Here is a 15,379-nt window from a genome sequence, read left to right on the forward strand (position 1 = left end):
ACCATATTAAAACAAATTGAACCCATAGCAGAAGGTGGGTAGGGGATCCTTTTGACTAAAAAACAACCAAAAAAAATAAACTATGCTTAGAAAATTTACTACACATTTGTTCTTTTGCCTGCTGATGTTATCAGTATCGGCAAAGTCCTGGGCCCAAACATCGGAGATCACAGGGATTGTAAAAGATGAAACCGGGCTCCCTTTGCTGGGTGCCTCCATACTTTTACTCAATACTAAAACCAATGAAAAGAAGGGGATCATGGTCAACTCCGAGGGCAAGTTCCAGATCAAGGGGCTTTCTGCAAATGTACCTTACAGCATCAGTGCCTCATTTATTGGTTATGTCACCAAAACAATAGATAATTATGTACTCAAGGCGGGCGAACAGGCCACTTTGCTGATCCAGTTGAATCCCACTTCTACCTCCTTGACAGACGTGGTGATTGTAGGTTATGGAAGTCAGAAGAAGAAGGATGTAACGACTTCTATTGCGAGCATTAAAGCCGCTGATCTCGAAAACCAGCCCATTAGCAATGCCGCAGAGGCAATGGTTGGGAAAATGGCCGGGGTACAGGTGTCCCAGGGGTCGGGAACTCCCGGAGGGGCACTGGCAATTAAAGTTCGTGGGGTCGGTACGATCACTGCAGGTTCAAATCCCCTGTATGTAATTGATGGAGTACCCATCTCCAATGATAACATCAATACCTTAAATACAAACGATATCGCCTCTATTGAGGTGTTAAAAGATGCCTCATCTGCCGCAATCTACGGTTCCAGAGGATCTAACGGAGTGGTCTTGATTACTACGAAACAAGGTAAGAACGGGATTTCAACCATCAATGTAAACAGTTATACCGGCTGGCAGTCGTTGGCACACAAAATTGAGATGATGGATGCTTACCAGTATGCGCAAATGGTGTTAGAATCCAGAAATAACTCGTATACAGATGCAATGGAGTCGATCAATAGAAAGAAAGTTGCCCAGGGATTGCCTGTGGTTAATTTTAGTGTGAACGATAACAATGGCCTCCGTCTGTTTAATACCGCCAACAACACCAATACGGTAATGCCATTGGAGGTTTTGCCCTATTTACAAGGTCAGCAGGGTTTAACGAATACCGACTGGCAGGATCAGGTTTTTAGAACTGCACCGATACAAAACCATTCCATCTCTGCTGCAGGCGGAAGTGAGCTCTTAAAATATTATGGTTCACTGGAGTATTTTGATCAGGATGGGATCGTTTTAAATAGCGGTTTCAAGCGTTATAGTGGCAGGTTAAACCTGGAAGGAAAAAAAGGTGTGGTCAGATATGGCGTTAATTTCAGCCCCTCTGTTATCAATGAGAAAAAAGTGAACGCTAACGGTGCTTACAATGCTAACGGTGGTGGTATTGTGGCTTCGGCCCTGCATTACTCGCCAATTTTCCCGGTATACAATACTGATGGAAGTTATAGTTTTGCCCAAAACTCCTGGAGCCCTGGCACGATTACCACCTTGCCAAACAATACTACTGCAAGCGGTAACGGAGAAACACAGGCCTGGAACCCGGTGGCATTGGCGATGCTTCAAAAGGATGATGTCGCTGCAACCAGAATGACGGGTAGTGCCTTCCTCGAAGCAGAAGTATTAAAGGATTTAAAATATAAAGTTCAGCTTGGTATTGACCTGTTTAATAGTTCTGAAGATATTTTCAGGCCATCAACCCTTCCGCAATCCAATACCGCCGGAAATCCATTGTCGGATGCAACAGGTTCTTCGCGCACGATAAAAGAAACCAACTGGTTGTTGGAGCAAACCTTAAACTATACGAAAACTATAGGAGACCATAACCTGAATGCGTTGATCGGCTGGTCTACGCAAAAAGACGATTTAAGCGGGAATTATGCTTTTGCTTCCAAAGGCTTTATCAGTGATCAGGTAGAATTTATAAAAGCAGGTATCGTAACGAATGGAACCGCGACCAGAACACAGTGGGCCTTAGCTTCAGGTATTGCAAGGTTGCAGTATAGCTATAAAGGAAAGTATTTATTTACTGGTTCGGTAAGGGCGGATGGTTCCTCAAAATTTGGAAAGAACAACAAATGGGGGTATTTCCCTTCTGCATCCGTTGGCTGGAGGTTATCTGAAGAAGAATTTCTTAAAAAATCAGAGTCGATATCTGATCTGAAACTAAGGGCCAGTTATGGTTTAACAGGTAACTTTAACATCCCAAATTACGCGGCTCAGGGTTCTATGAATAATTATGGTTATGTATTTGGTGGTACTACACCTGGCGTGATTAACGGAGCCGCTCCAATTGCACAACCCAATGATAACCTGCAATGGGAAAAAACAGCACAGTTAAACCTGGGTTTTGATGCCGCTTTCTTCAAAAATCAGCTGACTTTATCTGTTGATGTTTACAATAGCAATACCAACAACCTTTTATTGGATGTTCCGGTTCCTATCTCTACAGGTTTTTCAACTGAATTGAAAAATATTGGCAAGGTAAACAATAAAGGGATCGATATTAATTTGGGTACACAGCAGCAATTTGGTGCAGTGAAATGGACCGCAAGTGGAAACTTCTCTAAAAATATAAACAAGGTAGTGGAGTTGGGACCGGGTAATGCCGATATCATCAAAACAGGTTCTGTAGCTAACGCTTATTTTATCACAAGAGTAGGAGAGCCTATCGGATCTTATTATTTGCCGGTAGTTTTAGGGGTATTTAAAAATCAGGCGGAAGTTGATGCCTATCCTCATTATACAGATACTCAAGGCAACTATGACCTGAATACTTCTAAACCAGGTGATTTTAAGTTTAAAGATGTGGATGGCGATGGCATCATTGATTTGACGAAAGACCGTGAAATCGTAGGAAATTACTTACCTAAATTTACGTATGGCTTTGCGACTTCTGCCGAGTACAAAGGCATCGATTTAAATGTCTCTATGCAGGGCGTTCATGGAAATAAAATCCTGAATCTTTCCCGCAGGTATTTTGCAAATAAAGAAGGGAATATGAACAATATGCTGAGCTCGCTGGACCGTTGGGTTTCAGAAAGCAATCCAGGCAGTGGCCAGGATGTAAGGGCAAACCGTGCTGCCAAAGGAAGTAACGGTACCACATCTACCTGGCATGTTGAAAACGGATCATATTTACGCATCCGTAATATCGCGCTGGGTTATACACTGCCTGCAAACTTTGTGAAGCGCGCATCCTTAACTAAAGTGAGGTTATATGTGTCGATGCAGAACCCTTTTACTTTTACCAAATACACGGGATATAATCCGGAAGTGACCAACAGGGCTGATGCCACTACAAATGGAGAAGATTATGGCGTATATCCAACTGCTAAAACAACATCAATAGGCATTAATATCACTTTATAAAATATAAACAGATGAAACCATCGTGATCTTACAGATCACTTAACGAAATGAACGTTAAGATCATGATAGCTTCATAACCATTAAATAAAAATATAAACAGATGAAAACATATATCATATCAATCCTGACTTGTGGTTTAATGATAACCGCCACATCATGCAAAAAGTTCCTGGATTTAAAACCGCTCGATTCCTATACGGAGAATACCTTTTATAACGATGAAAAAGGATTACAGGGAGGGCTGATCAGCTGTTATGATGCTTTGCAGACCGACAGTCTTTATGGAAATAATTTATTGACATTGGGCGAGCTCAGGGGAGATAACCTGATCGATAATGATCCAGGATCGGGAGCAGGTGTCCGCAACCAGATCGAAGTGTTCTCTGAAACTTCTGCCAATAGCATTCTTTCTGGCACATGGATGGGGCATTACAAGGCAATATACCGTTGTAATATCATTTTAGACCGTGCGCCGGCAATTAGTATGAGCGAGACGGCTAAAAATCAAATTATCGGACAGGCAAAGTTTATCAGGGCCTTAAGTTATTTTAATTTAACCCGCATCTGGGGAAATGTTCCTTTGGTGCTTAAAGTTCAAAAAACAGAAGAGGCCAGGGAAAATACCCGTGCTACAGCTGCGCAGGTTTATCAGCAGGTGATTGATGATTTAACCGATGCGGCCTTAAAACTTCCAACATCATGGCCTGATGCCCAGCGCGGAAGGGCTACGAGTTATGCAGCGACAGCGATACTTGGTAAGGTTTACCTTTACCAGAAAAAATTCGATCTGGTAGAGACTACGCTGAAACCCGTGGTTACAGCGATTTATGCAAGAGCAATATTGGATACTGTTCCGCAAACTAAAACTTTCCCCAATAACATGAAAACCAGCAAGGATATCATTTTTGCAGTTCAATATTTATCAGGTGGAGTAAAAGAATTTGTAAATCAGGATAACCGCTACAGAAATAACAACAATACCAATATCATTAATATTCCTCAGGCCTTATTTGAAACAAGCGATAACCGTAAGGCCTTAGTTGCCTTAACCGGAACTGGAGGCAGGCCGGGTAAATTTAATACGCCACAGGTCAATAATGAAACCAGTAGTGATTTTCCGGTGATTCGCTGTGCTGATGTTTTACTGATGTATGCTGAAGCATTAAATGAAACTTCTTACGGAAACACTGAAGCATTTAAAGCGCTGAATGCGGTGCGTTTGAATGCTGTTGCCTCTGCGAAAACGCCGGCTATATTGACTTCGCAGAGCGAATTCAGGACTGCTGTGTATCTGGAAAGGCGATTGGAGCTGGCCCTGGAAGCGGACCGTTGGTTTGACATCGTAAGAACAAGCCAAATGAATGTGATTTTTCCTGGCATCCCGTCTTTTAGAAGTATCTATCCGGTTCCGCAGGTTGAAATTGACAATGTTAATAATAAAAGTGGCTATCAGAATGCTGGCTATAATTAATTAGTCTTAGAATTTGACCGGTACCTTTTAAGGTGCCGGTCTTTTATAGCTTGATCACCTCTAAAAAACAATCATATTCGAATGAACATGAGATTCCTTTTCCTTTTAATCTGCGGCTGTCTTTTCAGTCTAAGTGTCTGTGCACAAGTACAACAGCAGCCAAACCCACAATATCAGCTCAAAACTACATTTAACCCTGTTCAATACAAGAACTTCTATCTGCTTAGCTTATTGCAGCAGGATCAGGCGGTAAAACAAGTGATTAAAAATGATCCTGAGCTGAGCACATTGTTTAAAAACAGAACCCTGAAAATAGCCGATGCCCTTAAGAAATGTGCTAGCGACATCGCTTGCTTCGCCGCTGCCTTTAAATTCACTGAAGATGAAATTGCGACGGTAAGTCTTCGATTAGGCCATATTTTTAAACAAGGTGCTGCTTTAAATGCCCTGCTGAAGAATGATGTTATTCCTTCCGGTTGTTATGCCTTATATGGTAATTTCAAACCTGAAGAAATGCTGGCCAAAGCCTGGGCTCAGGATGCGAAAGCAATTAACCACACGATTGAAGTTTATGTGGAAGGTGCCAAAGCCAACTATCCGAAAATAGATTCTATAGGATTTAACGTGAAGGATAAAAGCTACCCGGAACTGGTGAATACCAATGCTTTATTGAGCTTGAACACCAACAATAGTTTGTTCTTTGAGCCCTCCATGCAGTTTGCGCTGATTGCCCTGGAAATTAACGAACGGAATGATGCGGGAGATTATGAGCCGATGGTGAATACCGTCAACAAAGCAAGCCTCAGCGCTATAAAAAAGACAAACTTTGGTAAATATAAATACAGCCTGATATTGGTGCCGGGTGAAGGGCCTGAAGAGCATGACACAGAATTAAGTGCGGGTGGAATGTTGCGCTGCCGGCTGGCGGTAGAACAATACAAGAATGGAATGGCTCCCTTTATTATGGTCTCAGGTGGGAGGGTTCATCCCTATAAAACGAAGTACAGCGAGGCTTATGAAATGAAGAAGTTCTTAATGAATACCTTGCAAATTCCTGAAAGCGTAATTATTATGGAGCCTCATGCCAGGCACACTACGACGAACCTCCGCAATGCGGCCCGGATCATGTTCAGATACGGCATGCCCATGGATAAAGCGGCATTAACCGTTACGGTTAATTCTCAAAGCAGGTACATTAGTGAGGTGATGCCTCAGCGCTGCATCAAAGAACTCGGATATGAACCTTATCGGTTAGGGAAACGTTTGTCGGACACGGCACTGGAGTTTTTTCCAAATGTGATGTCATTACAAATTGATTTTGATGAACCTATGGATCCATAAAGACGACGATTTTTGCCGTAATAAATAAGATATAGCACATCCTAATCGAAAACTTTTAGGATATTAGAAATCTCTACTTAACAGGTGCTGTTTAATTTATGAAAAAAGGTAAATGCTGTGATCTTGAAACCTGCATGATGTGCAGAATGGTGCTGAAGGAATGGAAGTCTGCAATCGACAATAACCGTAAAAATTTTATTGCAAAAAAAGGAGAGCTGATCATCAGAGAAGGCGATCCGGTAACAGGGATGTACTTTGTCCAAAATGGAAATGTTAAAGTGCATAAACATTGGGGCGAGAAAGAACTGATTGTACGCTTTGCCAACTCGGGTAAAATCTTTGGTCATCGTGGTTTAGGGACCAGTAGCTCCGTTTATCCTATTTCTGCTACTGCACTTGAAGAAACCTCTCTTTGTTTTATCGACCTGGAATTTTTTATCGCTACTTTAAAGGTAAACCATGATTTTGCCTTTAACCTCATGCTATTCTATGCAGATGAACTGCAGGAATCAGAAAAGAAAATGCGTAACCTGGCCTTGATGTCTGTAAAAAGCAGGCTTGCCGTGGCCTTATTACAATTAAAAGATCAGTTTGGTCTTAATGAGGCCGGTCAGCTAAATATAGAATTGAGCAAGCAGGATCTTGCGGCGTTCACTGGTGCAACGTACGAAACGGTATTCCGGATGACCACTGAATTGGTCAATGAAAAACTGATCTCTTTGTCGGGAAAGAACATACATATTGTAGATGAAGTAAAATTAAGATTCCTTACTCAGGAATCTTAATCCACTTAAAACTTGTAGCCTATCCCTATCCCCGCATTCCATTTTCCATCTTTGCTGTTCGTTTTAGCATTGTAATACAGTGGAACCTGAATGGCGAGATGATTGTAAATGGTCGTAATACCAACACCCAGATTGGGGGTAAGTATTGAATTTTGTGGGGCACCTGTCGCGACTTTGTCTTTCTTAATGCGTAAGCTGGGTAATAATCCAACCAATACCGATAGTGGTTTTTTAGAGAATTTGATGGCCGGTCCGGTACAATTGAGGTAGGCCCCCTGGTCTACATAACCTGCAACAATTACACCCTCAAAAAGAGTAGCCCTGGTCTGTACGGAGTTGCCATTGTTTTGTGATTTTGCGGTTAAAGTCAGCGCACAAAGACTAAAGAAGAGGTAAACTGATTTTTTGTAAAGATTTGTCATATGAAAAGTTTAAATGGTGGCGGTATTGTGATTATTGAAAGTTTGAATATTACTGATGGGAAGGGTTTTGTAATTGCCCTTTTTAATGAGTTTGTATAGGGAGAAACCGGATAAATTACCTTGTTCCAGTTGCTGGTTGAGTTTTTTTAAAGTGGCAGAAGGGTAGATGGCACATAAAGGTTCCATAAAATCTTCCTGTGCATATACATAATAGTCGTAGCATGGAAATGTGAGTGTATGCTCCAGCAGCTCTTTTAAGGTTTCTATATCCATTTCGATCATGTCACAAGCGAGAAGCAGGAGGTCATCATTCGGGTATTTAAGGCCTGCACTGAGCAGACCTTGTAGCGGTCCTTTGGCACTGGTCTCGTCTATAATCAATTGCTCAGCAGAAAAGAAATGGCTATAAGTTTCCAGCTGTGTAGGATTAATGGAGACATTCACCGGGATATTTAACTGTTCCAGTTTAAAGACGGTATGTGTAGCCCAATTACCTGATCCAAGCGCAAGGAGACCTTTGTCTTTACCCATCCGTTTACTCTCTCCGCCGCATAATACCAGCGCCCTGATCATAAGGCCTCAAATTCATAAAGGTGTTTATTCGGATCTCCGGTTTCTGTATGACAATTACAGTTGCCTCCCCATTCCTTACTGCCGTCGGCAAAATGTTCACATTTCCAGATCGGGACCTCATGTTTAATGCGGTCAATGATATAACGATTGCTGGCATAGGCTTCCCCACGGTGGACGGAAGCAGTAATGACCACCACTGCTGATTCGGTCACTTTTACTTTTCCAATTCGGTGTTGGGCATAGGCAATACTCAGGCTCCAGCGGTTTCTTGCAGCAAGTAGAATTTCTGCAATCATTTTTGTAGCCATTCCGGCATGGGCTTCATATTCCAGGTACTTCACGGCCTTACCGATATTGTGGTTTCTGACTTCACCGCTAAATAAAACCACGGCTCCGGCTGTCGGGCAATGTGATTTCTGAAGCAATGCAACCAGATCGATCTCTTTTTTTGTGATGAAATCCATGTTACCCTCCGCTGCTAGGTGGAATAACAAGAATATGCTCATTTCCTGTTAAGAGATAATGGTCGCTTACCATCTCGTCCTGTATAGCGAACCTGCAGCGTTTTAACACTGCTGCGGCTTCGGGATTGATCAGGGCGAGCTGTGCCCTTAAATCTGCGATGGTATGAACGCTGGCTTTAAGCTCAAACTCCTTTTTAAAAAATTCCTTTAATATGGCAAATACCTGTATTCTCATTCTTTTATCCTCCTATATGAAGCATGCTTAACTTGCTTCCTGTAAATTTTATACTTTGTTTTTGTGCGAGTGCTTCTCTTAATCGCAGATCGAGCTCGGCGGGAGCTGAAACACCTTTTATGGCGATGGGTTGATCATTGCTCAGACAGCCATAAATATTCCCATATACATCCAGGCGCAGGCGGTCGCAATCGGTACAGAAAGGCTGACTTTCATTGGCAATGATGCCAAATATATTTCCCGCTTCCGTTTGCCAGTAATTGGCCGTGGCGGCCTGTTTTCTTGGGATAGGGCTAAATCTGTATTGGGTGCTGATCAGCTGGAGCATTTCAGATTGGGAGAAAAAGTATTCCTCTGCCTTTCCGTGTAAATGTCCCATCGCCATGATCTCTAAAAACCGAATGATGATCTGTTGATCAGCGGCGTATTTTAATAAAGGAATCACCTGATTGTGGTTCAGCCCCTTCATGATGACCGAATTTATTTTTACGGCAATGCCGGCATTTAAGGCTGCGTCTATCCCTCTGAGTGTTTGGTCAAGCCCATGTCTTCTTCCCATCATGAAAAAAGTATGCGGATCTGTTGCGTCCAGAGAAACGTTGATTGCGGTTAATCCGGCAGCTTTTAATGCCGGTACCTGTTTTTGAAGCAAGATTCCGTTACTGGTCAGATTCAGATCGGTAATGCCCAACTTTCGGGCACCTTTAATTAGGTAAGGAAGTTCTTTATACAATAAGGGTTCACCTCCTGTAAAACGAATTGTACTAAAGTTCAGGCGTTCATGTAGCTGAGTAATCAGGTTCATCAACTCTTTTGCTGTCAACCCGTTTCCCTTACTTTCCGCATGATTTTTCTGGTTCTCTTCGTTGCTGTAGCTACAATAAGTGCAAGCCATATTGCAGTTGTTGATCAGGCTGATTCTTAGTGTTTTAAAAGTTCTTCCCAAATGGTCTTTTAGCTGTTCCATCACATGAAAAATAAAAGTTTAACAGAGGCAATGGTCAGTACGGCACTCAAAAGATACCGTACCGTAATGTTTTGAAAGCGGGTACTGCCAAAATATGCGCCGGTAATTCCGCCGGTAGCGGCCATGATAAACCAGGTAATGGCAGAAGGGGTGATCATCAGAGCTGCAGAACTTCCCAATAATCCACTCAGTGAATTGAATACGATAAATAGGGCAGATGCGGCCGCTGCCTCCTTTACATTTGCCCATCCCAGCAAAATGAGTACCGGGCTCAGGAATATGCCACCGCCAATGTTGAGCATTCCGGAAAGGCCACCGATGAGTGTGCCGATCAGGAGGGCAGGCAGTAGCTTTACCGGTTTAAGGTTTTCGGTTTCATTTGGTTTTATGCCCAGGAGCTTAATGATAGGCAGCACCAGTGCCAACCCCAATAAATAATGGTAAATATTGCCTTCAAGCGAGTATTTCGAACCAATAAATGCTGCCGGAATTGAGGTGATGAGAAATAACCGGCACAATTGCCACCTGAAATACCCTGCTTTCCAGAAATGATAAAATCCCATGCCAGCCACCAGGATATTCAAGACGAGTATCAGTGGTTTATAGGTACTCACCGGGATGGTAAATAAAGAAAGTATGGCAATGTAGCCGCTTGCGCCTCCATGGCCAACTGAAGCGTAAAGAAAACCTACAAGGTATAAAGCAAATGCGATGGTGATGTCTTGTTCCATGATTTAAAATGTATTTAGGGATTCTTTAATGATCGGGGTAAATTCAGTCCGGGCAGACTCACAGAGCGGGCAGTGGTAATCCTGCGGAAGTCGGGAGAAAGGAGTTCCCGCAGGAATATTGAGGCTTTCTTCGCCCCAGGCCTCATCATAAATGCTCAGGCAATGTTTACATTGATGAACATAGCTGAGTTCCGGTTTAATAGGACTGTCGGTTTCATAATAGTGCTCTGCCTGTTCTCCGGCAGCAAGGGTTTGTTGCTGATAGTAGGCTTCGCAAAGTCTGGTTAGCTGAGGAAGCAGGTCTGCTTTACTGATCCCTTTTATATAGGTATGGTAATGCTTTGAATTGGGGTTGAAGTCGATGGTATGCAACAGGTCAAAACGGGCATCATTGTGATCTTCCTGCGTTTGCTTTTTAATGATCACAGAACCGAAAAGGCCGCTCTTTGGATTGATTTTAATGGCAAAGCAAAGCTTGAATGTTCGCAGATCAGCGGCGTTAAAACCGGCTACCAATTCGTGTTTTAACCTTAATCCCTCTTCGCAAAGGTCTTCTGTCTGCCAGTTCAGCTCGTTGGAGGCATGGCGGACGTTCATCCGGTTTTTATCCAGTATGGCGTTCCATAATTTCCGGTCTGCAGGTTCCACTCCTTTGATAATGATTGATTTCCAGGGGGTCGTGTGGATCTGGCCGATTCGTGTTTTATTGCAAACTTTGCAGAGTTCTTTCAAAAAGGCGACGGGAAACAGTTCGTTCCTCCGGTAAATACCTAGCCAATATTTTTCATTATATTTATTAAAGCCTTCATAATAGGGGAGTTGGAAGTCGGGCAGCCTGAGCGGCGAGGAAGCTTCCTGGAATAAAAAGCTACCCCCAGCGCTCACCGTTGTTTCAAGTTGTCTTCCCTCAATCTCCGGCTGATCAAAATATAAACTTCTCTGGGTTAATATGGTATTTTCAATCGCTTCGCTCAATACTGCGATATCTTCTGAATAAACCAGGGAAGACCAGTAATAGATGATGTTGGTCTTAGGGAAGCGGATGTATAAATGCCAGTAACTGCCAATATCTGAGGAGATAAAATTTAAATTTCCGCTGAAAAAAGGGATCAGGTTCTGACTGTCATCAATCAGGTTTATTTTGAGCCCGGGCGTATAGCTAAACGTGTCTAAGATGTCCTTATAAACCCCCTCGCGCAGCCAGTTTGAACTGTTAAATAGATCTTCTGCTACATAAGAACTTACGATATTTGGGTGCCGGTCTGCATCTGTTTCAAAATCGGTATCCGAAATGAGAAAACCATGTTCAATATCTTCCAGCTGATCGGATGTTGCTGAAAAATAAAGCTGCTGCCGGGTACCGAAGCGGACGTTTTCTACTCCTGATTTTTCCAGCGTTTCCAGTATCACCGAAAGGTCACCAACAGAGACGATCCCTCCGGGAAGGTTAACTTTGACCTGATGATTTTTAATTTCCGTGTTTTCCATGTTAACTTATTTTTTCTGGCAATTGTTTTTGTAAGGCTTCCTGAAGGATTAGCTTCACTTCCGGTTTACAGGATCCGCAACCCATCCCTGCACCCGTAGCTTCACAAAGCTGTCCGAGATCCAGGCAGCCGGAAGCGATTTTCTTTTGCAGGTTTCCGACACCAACATTATTGCAGCTGCAGACCAGTTTTCCGCTTACCGGATCATTCTTTTTTCCGCTTCTCAGCAATTGCAGCCTTTTATCGCTCAGCTCCGTTTTGTTGGCAATCAGGTCTCTGAATTCGAGGAATTCACTCTTATCACCGATTAAAATCGTTCCCACCAGCTTATCCTGATGGATGATGCACTTTTTGTAATAGCGTTTGGCCTTGTCGATAAATACTATTTCTTCATAGTTTACCTGATCGGGACACTCGGATAACCCGATGCTGCAAAGGTCAAATCCATGGATCTTGATGATGTTCATAAACAGGCTCCCCTGATAATAGGTACTGATATCGCCATTATGGAATTTAGCCACGACTTCTGCCTGTTGTTCTGCAGCGGCGGTGATTCCGTAGAGTGTTCCTTCAAATTCTGCAATTTCTCCGATAGCGTATACCGAGGGATCGCTGGTTTGCAGGCGCTCATTGACCAGTACCCCACGTTTGCAATCCAGTCCGCATTCCCTGGCGAGTTCAATATTGGGGGTCGTACCGATGGCCAGTATAACCGCATCGCAGTTGATTCTCCTGCCACTCTTTAACTCAATTCCGGTTAGTTTTGACCGTCCATAGTAAATCTGTACTTCATCATTGTAATAGATGTCACAGCCCTGATCCACCATTTCTTCGTGTAGCAGCTGACTGCCCAATGGATCCAGCTGACGGTTCAGGAATCGGGATACCCGCTGGATAATGGTAATCTGTACCCCTGTCTCTCTCAAGGAGGCCGCCATTTCCAGACCGAGTAATCCGCCGCCAACAATGGCTACATGTGCATTTTTCGGGATATGTTTTTTGAAATTATCAGCATCATTTCGGTTGCGCATGGTAAAAATACCAGGCAAGGATGGTGCGTTTTTCGGCAGGGTAGCCCGGCTTCCGGTGGCCATGACTAAAACGTCGTAAGGCGTTTTTCTACCGGTAACGTCTCTCACATATTTTTTCTCCCGGTTAATGGCTTCGATGCCAATGCCCCTTAAATGGCTGATGTTGTACGCTGGTTCCTCTTCGTCCTTCATCTTGATGAGTTGTTCCCATTTCTGTGTTCCGCTGATATAGTCGGGCAACATGACGCGGTTGTAAAAGGGGAGGTTTTCCGTACTAAAGACGGTGATCTCATCTGTGGTGTTGATTTCCCGATAGGACCTGACAAAGCCATGGGATCCCGCGCCGGCACCAATAACCACAATCCGCTGAAAATCCTTTTTGTATTTCTCTATGTGCACCGCACAATATTTAAAATCCGGCTCTTTTGATAGCGGGTCAATAATGGTGCTGGTAATGTTGTTGGCGCGGTTCAGGTCGCTACCCAGAATTTTTCCCCAGTGCATCGGAAGAAAGACTACACCTTGTTTTATCGTTGCGGTTACTTTTGCTTTTACCTGCACTTCTCCGCGTCTGGACCTGACCACGAGGACCTGTTGATCTGCAACATCGAGCAATACGGCATCCGCAGGATGAATTTCGAGGAAGGCATGTTTAATGTGCTGCTTCAGTTTGCTTACTTTTCCGGTTTTCGACATGGTATGCCATTGATCGCGGACCCTTCCCGTGGTTAAAATGAAAGGGAAGTCCTCATCAGGTAGTTCGCTTTTCAGCTCATCAGAAGGACTGTGCAGGATGGCTTTTTTTGAAGGGGTAGGAAACAGGTGGTTGGTAAAAAGTCGTTTTGTGCCTTTTCCTGTTTTCTTGTAGTATGGCCATTGTATGGTCTTACTGTCGTCAATCTGCTGGTAATCTAATCCGCTGATATTGATGCTGGTTCTGTAGGTGAGCTTTGCATGTTCTTTGTAGATGTCTTCCATGGATTTGTACTCAAAACCCTTGTAGCCCATTTTTGTAGCAAAGCGGCAGATGATCTCTGCATCGGGCAAAGCTTCTCCGGGGGGATTGATCACTTTTTGCAGGTGGCTGATTCTTCTTTCGGAATTGGTCATGGTGCCTTCCTTTTCTGTCCATGCCGCTGCGGGTAAAATCACATCGGCATAGGCCAGGGTTTCGGCCTTATCTGTAATTTCCTGTACGACCAGATATTTTGCCTTTTTTAAGGCCTGCTCTGCAAATCTTGCATTGGGCAGGCTGGTTAAAGGATTGGTGCACAGGATCCATATGGCTTTCAGTCTTCCGTCATTTAACGCTTCAAACATTTCAGTTGCGGTTAATCCGGATTTATCGGAAATGGTGCCGCCTCCCCAGAATTTTTGTACTTCCAGCCGATGTGCTTCATTGTTCAGGTCCCGGTGTGCGGGCAATAGATTTGCCAGGCCGCCAACTTCACGACCACCCATGGCATTGGGCTGACCGGTTAGGGAAAAAGGACCAGAGCCTGGTTTTCCGATATGGCCTGTAATCAGGTTCAGGTTAATCAGACTCAGGTTTTTATTTACCCCTATGGAACTTTGGTTTAGTCCCATTGTCCACAGGCTGAGAAATCCTTTGGCATCGGCAATATAACTTGCCGCCAGTTCTATTTCAGCCAGCGTAAGTCCGCAGATCAACGCAGCTTCTGCTAAGGTTCTTTCGAACACCCTTTTCCGATAGTCCTCAAAACCACTTGTATGCAGGTTGATGAAATCGATGTCTATATTTCCTTTTTCAATGAGCGCTCTTCCAATGGCATAATTCAGGGTAACATCAGTGCCGGGATGGAGTTGAAGGTGAAGGTCCGCGAGTCCACAGGAATCTGTTACCCTTGGGTCGGCTATGATCAGTTTGACTTCAGGGTTTGCTGCTTTATGGGCTTCGATCCGACGCCAGAGGATGGGATGACACCATGCCGGATTGGCCCCGGTTACGAAAAAGCAATCGGCCAGTTCAATGTCTTCATAACAAACAGGTACACTGTCTTCTCCCAGGGCCATTTTGTAGGCGGTAACGGCGCTGCTCATACATAAGCGGGAATTGGTATCTATATTGTTGCTGCCAATAAAGCCTTTGATCAGTTTATTAATGACATAGTATTCTTCGGTAAGGCATTGACCGGAAGCATAAAAAGCGACAGAATCGGGGCCGTATTTATCAATAAAAGTCTTAAATACTGCTGCGGTACGAGTCAGCGCATCATCCCAGCTTACCCTTTGCATAGGCATGCTTTTGCCATAGCGCATTTGCGGATAAAGCAAACGGTCACTTTTGTCATTTACGGTATATTGAAGATTGAGCCCTTTGCTACAGAGCATACCCCGGTTTACCGGGTGATCAGTATCGCCTTCAACAGTGACGTTATCGTTTTTATCCAGCGTTACTTTCACGCCACAGCCCACCCCGCAATAACAACAGGTGCTGGTAAATACTTTATTTGTCTGCGCTGGCATATGTTGAGG

At 43.7% G+C, this 15,379-nt stretch carries 12 protein-coding genes; 4 read left to right on the forward strand and 8 right to left on the reverse strand.

What is annotated here, in order from left to right; all coding sequences use genetic code 11:
• Positions 1–82 precede the first annotated feature (82 nt).
• The 4 genes from AAFF35_RS11670 (at position 83) to AAFF35_RS11685 (ending at position 6,973) form a co-directional block, all read left to right on the forward strand.
• Entirely contained in the window at positions 83–3,376 is a 3,294-nt protein-coding gene (locus tag AAFF35_RS11670; RefSeq protein WP_342332674.1) for a TonB-dependent receptor, read from the forward strand.
• 100 nt (positions 3,377–3,476) lie between these two features.
• The gene (locus AAFF35_RS11675) at positions 3,477–4,847 is read left to right on the forward strand and encodes a RagB/SusD family nutrient uptake outer membrane protein (protein ID WP_342332675.1); all 1,371 of its coding nucleotides are present in this window, start codon (positions 3,477–3,479) and stop codon (positions 4,845–4,847) included.
• An 81-nt stretch (positions 4,848–4,928) separates the two neighbouring features.
• Entirely contained in the window at positions 4,929–6,188 is a 1,260-nt protein-coding gene (locus tag AAFF35_RS11680; RefSeq protein WP_342332677.1) for a YdcF family protein, read from the forward strand.
• Positions 6,189–6,286: 98 nt separating this feature from the next.
• Positions 6,287–6,973 (forward strand): Crp/Fnr family transcriptional regulator, encoded by a 687-nt coding sequence (locus tag AAFF35_RS11685; RefSeq protein WP_342332678.1) that lies wholly within the window; start codon positions 6,287–6,289, stop codon positions 6,971–6,973.
• Positions 6,974–6,978: 5 nt separating this feature from the next.
• On the opposite strand, the gene AAFF35_RS11690 is transcribed toward AAFF35_RS11685, so the two are convergent.
• The 8 genes from AAFF35_RS11690 to AAFF35_RS11725 are packed head-to-tail and all read right to left on the reverse strand — an operon-like array spanning position 6,979 to position 15,370.
• Positions 6,979–7,395 carry a hypothetical protein gene (locus AAFF35_RS11690; RefSeq protein WP_342332679.1) on the reverse strand — a complete coding sequence of 139 codons (417 nt, stop codon included), beginning with the start codon at positions 7,393–7,395 and terminating at the stop codon, positions 6,979–6,981.
• 9 nt (positions 7,396–7,404) lie between these two features.
• Positions 7,405–7,968: a molybdenum cofactor guanylyltransferase gene (locus tag AAFF35_RS11695; RefSeq protein ID WP_342332681.1), complete on the reverse strand. Its 564-nt coding sequence runs from the start codon at positions 7,966–7,968 to the stop codon at positions 7,405–7,407.
• Positions 7,965–8,432, reverse strand: a complete 468-nt coding sequence (locus tag AAFF35_RS11700; RefSeq protein ID WP_342332683.1) for a molybdenum cofactor biosynthesis protein MoaE — start codon at positions 8,430–8,432, stop codon at positions 7,965–7,967. Before AAFF35_RS11700 ends, AAFF35_RS11695 begins: the two co-directional genes overlap by 4 nt.
• 1 nt (position 8,433) lies before the next feature.
• Positions 8,434–8,667, reverse strand: a complete 234-nt coding sequence (locus AAFF35_RS11705; protein WP_342332685.1) for a MoaD/ThiS family protein — start codon at positions 8,665–8,667, stop codon at positions 8,434–8,436.
• Positions 8,668–8,671: 4 nt separating this feature from the next.
• Positions 8,672–9,634, reverse strand: a complete 963-nt coding sequence (locus AAFF35_RS11710) for a radical SAM protein (protein ID WP_342332687.1) — start codon at positions 9,632–9,634, stop codon at positions 8,672–8,674.
• Positions 9,634–10,365, reverse strand: coding sequence for a sulfite exporter TauE/SafE family protein (locus tag AAFF35_RS11715; protein WP_342332688.1), 732 nt, complete (start codon positions 10,363–10,365; stop codon positions 9,634–9,636). The genes AAFF35_RS11710 and AAFF35_RS11715 overlap by 1 nt, the downstream gene beginning before the upstream one ends.
• A 3-nt stretch (positions 10,366–10,368) precedes the next feature.
• A complete protein-coding gene (locus AAFF35_RS11720) occupies positions 10,369–11,853 on the reverse strand; it encodes a rubredoxin (protein ID WP_342332689.1) in 1,485 nt (494 codons plus the stop codon).
• Position 11,854: 1 nt separating this feature from the next.
• Positions 11,855–15,370, reverse strand: coding sequence for a molybdopterin-dependent oxidoreductase (locus AAFF35_RS11725; protein ID WP_342332690.1), 3,516 nt, complete (start codon positions 15,368–15,370; stop codon positions 11,855–11,857).
• Positions 15,371–15,379: the final 9 nt, after the last annotated feature.

Source organism: Pedobacter sp. FW305-3-2-15-E-R2A2 (assembly GCF_038446955.1).
GTDB lineage: Bacteria > Bacteroidota > Bacteroidia > Sphingobacteriales > Sphingobacteriaceae > Pedobacter.